The organism is Endozoicomonas sp. ONNA2 (assembly GCF_024606365.1).
GTDB lineage: Bacteria > Pseudomonadota > Gammaproteobacteria > Pseudomonadales > Endozoicomonadaceae > Endozoicomonas.
The window spans coordinates 1-3718 of record NZ_JAHHPO010000455.1 but is presented as its reverse complement, the minus strand read 5'-3'; the positions used below and the strand labels follow the sequence as shown (position 1 = coordinate 3718).

Annotated in this window: 3 protein-coding genes; 2 read left to right on the top strand and 1 reads right to left on the bottom strand. The window is 46.5% G+C overall.

Annotated features, from left to right (window positions below):
* Positions 1–77: 77 nt before the first annotated feature.
* Both KDK14_RS08275 and KDK14_RS08270 read left to right on the top strand, forming a co-directional pair.
* Positions 78–383 (top strand): hypothetical protein, encoded by a 306-nt coding sequence (locus KDK14_RS08275; RefSeq protein ID WP_257264621.1) that lies wholly within the window; start codon positions 78–80, stop codon positions 381–383.
* A 232-nt stretch (positions 384–615) separates the two neighbouring features.
* The gene (locus KDK14_RS08270) at positions 616–2595 is read left to right on the top strand and encodes a hypothetical protein (protein ID WP_257264620.1); all 1980 of its coding nucleotides are present in this window, start codon (positions 616–618) and stop codon (positions 2593–2595) included.
* Positions 2596–2723: 128 nt separating this feature from the next.
* Here KDK14_RS08270 and KDK14_RS08265 read toward each other — a convergent pair whose 3' ends face one another.
* The gene (locus KDK14_RS08265) at positions 2724–3677 is read right to left on the bottom strand and encodes a phosphatidylinositol-specific phospholipase C domain-containing protein (RefSeq protein WP_257264619.1); all 954 of its coding nucleotides are present in this window, start codon (positions 3675–3677) and stop codon (positions 2724–2726) included.
* Positions 3678–3718 lie beyond the last annotated feature (41 nt).

Here is a 3718-nt window from a genome sequence, read left to right as displayed (position 1 = left end):
ATCATCAGGAACACTGAGTTTAAAATGGGAAAGTTATTTTTAGACGACTCCTTACTTCATTTCGAGTGATAGCCGCTATGATATCTCAATCTATCGTTCAGCCAACAAATATCAAAGGCAAGAAAAAAACACCGCAGCGCACACCACAACAGACCAACCCACCGGCCACCGCCTCCGCCCGGCCCGGCCAGCTACCGAAAGCTGCCGTGGCACTGTGTGTCCTGTCCGGCCTGACCGCTGCGGGTGCTGCATCCCCATCCGGCAGTAACCCCGCAGTGCCGATTAAGGTGCCGGATGCAGAAACCCTGAACATGATTGGCAGTGTCCATCCACTAAATGCGTGGCTGTCCGAGAATAGTCTGCCATACTCTGGTGGCAGCTAATTGGTCTATAAATTCCGTTTTGTTCGGCAGACAAGTCAGCAATTAATCGCACAAAACTGAATTTTTATCCTGAATTTTCTGCCATCCTCGCTACACGGCGGGGTCGCCGAGACGGGCTCTATAGACAGCATGCCGGGTGTTGGAGTGGGTAATATGTGTGAGTGAAAATGTCTGTGAGTAAAAGTGTCTGTGAGTGAAAGCGGTATCAATTTCTTTGACGGAGTTTCATTACATGAACAATCCCCCATTGAATTCAAGGCATTTGCCCATCTACCCGACCCATACAGATGTTGGGGTAGCCAATGGCCATACTTGTGTTGTCCCTGCTGATTGTGGTTCAAATGGTGGTTCAAATGATGGTGCAAATGGTGGATTAAAAAGATTCGCCGCATTCAGGCAGGTTAGCCAAGTCGAGTCATGTTCAATTTTGCAGGACTTTCCAGACGATCCCGTGGTGCAGAATCAGATATTCAGCCATCTTTCATTTGCAGATCTGTTAAGTGTTGAGCTAGTCTCAAGATGTTTCAGGTACAATACTTCACTGAGTCATGTAAAGGAGATTGCCTTTTTTCGTGAGCTTCCTGATAACTCACGGAGTCAGATAGAAAAGTGGATAAGGTCATCGTCTGATTATTTGATCGATTATCTGGAACGTTTTTCTACAGCAAAACCCGAGGGTTATTTCCGTGCCATGCAACAAGAGAAGCCCAAGGCATTTGTGGAAATCCTCTATTTTAATCTGCGAGAAACCATTGGCAAGAGCGGTTCGTTTGATACGGAGTTCAAAGCGGTCATGGTTCACCAAAACAGAGTAGGCACTGTTCAATTCAGCGCTGGCATTCCACAAATATTGAGTTCCAACAATACTGAAGTAAAAATGATGGAATTCCGCGGTGCGCAGTGGGTTGACACGTTTTCTACCCGCTTCGACATAAATCATTGGAGTGTACTTTGGGGTGAATATTCAGCGCAGCTTATCGCCAATGATACCTGCCTTGTTACAAATAACGGCCATCGTGTGAAGATTTTCGAGCGCTCAGGGGATGGAAAATGGGATCACAAGATATCTCTTTTTGGCAACAACGATACCGAACAGAAATCTACAGTGTACGCCAGGCCCAACAGTTGTAATGTGTTTGTCTCAGCCTATTGCCATTTAAATGGGCGAACAGCGTGGTTGGCAAAATATTCCAGAAACGACAGTGAGGGAAATCGGATAGCGTTACCCATTGGCGTCTCTAATTGGGTTGGTGTTCATGATGTCACTCTTGATGGCAGGTATGCATTGGTAAGCGACAATCATAATCCTCTTATTTACGAATTGGCCGACGAAGGGCTGGAGGTGGTGGGCAGCTTGTCCGATTGCCGAGTATCTCATGCCATATTTAGTCCAGATGGAACACGTATAGTGACGCTTGATGGATTTACTGCAAGGGTATTTATCCGTAGCAATCAGATAAAATGTCGTCAGGAGTATATCATCGATCACGATGGGGATGATCCTCATGCGTTTTCGAAAGTATCGTTTAGTCCTGATGGGACCACCATTGCACTCAGTGACACGTGCCGTGTCGAGATCTACGGGCGACAGGGAGAAGGAGCCTGGGGCAGGCAAGCCGTTCTCGATGATTTTGGAGGTGGCCGTATTTTTTCAGAACTTATTTTCAGTCCTGATGGAACTCATGTCGTGATAACATTAGCTGATGACAATGAACTGAAACATGAGCAAAGACTGATCGGCAAGATCAGCGATGGGAGATGGGTGGAGAAGGCGGAGGTGGCTGCAAATGGTCTGGTTGTTTTTAGTCCTGATCAGACCCATGTGGCCATCTACACCGGTAGAGATCAGCAAATAGCCCTCTGTGAATTAAGTGATGACTTGCCAAAAGTCACCATCATCAAACACAGCCAAACGGTTAACTCCATTCAATTCAGTGATGATGGGAGCCATGTGGTCACCGGCAGTGACGATGGATTGGTCAGGATTTGGGGGCAATCGGGTAAAATACGGTGGAGACAGAAGGCCGTTATTGAACACCATGAGCCGGTTCATTTAGTTCAATTCGTAATGAAAATGACCCATATTCTGGCATGTTGCGATAATAGGCTAAATATATACGAACTCAAACCGCAAGGTCCCAGCTCCGAGGAGCTGTCCGAAATTAGTTCCCCTACGACTCCTGCGTTGCTCCAGGCGGCTATCCGAGAATAGACAGCCCTACTTGCGGTTGCAAAAAATTGAGGATAAAAATTCGGAAATTTTTATCCTCAACTTTTTTCCGTCCTCGCTACGGGCGCTATTCCCGGACAGCCTCCCGGAGACAGGAAGGTTTGACAAATTTACCCCTGTTTTGCGAGGTTAAGCGCATTCACATTGTTAATCAGTCGCTTGCCAGGGAAGTCTGCCCACAGCACACCAAGTCGCTTGATATTTCCGCCACCAATGTAGTCTGCTGCCAGGGTGTTAAGCCCTTCAAAGGCAATGGTGCATATTCCAATAAAGCAACTGACCCTTGGGAAGTCAGGGTATGTGCCACTCCATCCAGGTGTCGTATAACCCGTTGCCAGTCGCGAAGCGCCTGTGCCATAGGAAACATGACCACTTGCCGCAAAGTATGGAAATACCCCCTTGGAAAAGGCGAGAGAGTGACGGTATTTGGTGTCAGACCTATCGTTATCAGCTGTTTTGAAGAAGCCTTTGATCACTTGCCACTTATCATGCAACTCCCAGTTATGACTCATTACCCAGCCTTGTTCACTGTTACGGAAATAACTCAGAGGAAAAGCTTTGATATTAACGGGAGAGAAGTTTCTGTATGTGACTATCAGTTTGCCACGAACGTTTTCAAGTCTTGGATTCCTGTGACCATTCCAGACCGGCAAATTATGCTGAGAAGCCAGAACATCAATTTGCCGCCCGAATTTCAAACCCACCGGGCTATCATTCTCTTCCTGCTGAATATGCATGATGATGGTTTCAGTTGGGTTTTGTAATAGAAAATCGCTAACGACACTGAATACATCGTTACCCAGGTAGGCATACTGAAAAAAGATACCGTGATAGATGGCCATATTTCCATCATCGTATTTGACGCGAATATCCAGAGCACGCACACCAGAATTCAACTGATTAATAAGCGACATACTCTGGGTTTGCACTATATCACCACCATAGAGTGACATGGAGTTATGTGTGCCAACGACAGATAACTGACTCAGCAATTTTGAGCCATCTACAGCAGCCATCCACCCTGAATTGTTCGCAACCGCTGCTGAACCATGGTAGTACTTCATTTATTCGCAATTGAAGCGTGAAATCAGGGATTTTTTGGTCA

What these genes read in the sequence shown, in the direction of transcription:
- KDK14_RS08275 (WP_257264621.1), top strand. Translation starts at nt 78, where the DNA reads ATGATATCTCAATCTATCGTTCAGCCAACAAATATCAAAGGCAAGAAA.
- KDK14_RS08270 (WP_257264620.1), top strand. Translation starts at nt 616, where the DNA reads ATGAACAATCCCCCATTGAATTCAAGGCATTTGCCCATCTACCCGACC.
- KDK14_RS08265 (WP_257264619.1), bottom strand. Translation starts at nt 3,677, where the DNA reads ATGAAGTACTACCATGGTTCAGCAGCGGTTGCGAACAATTCAGGGTGG.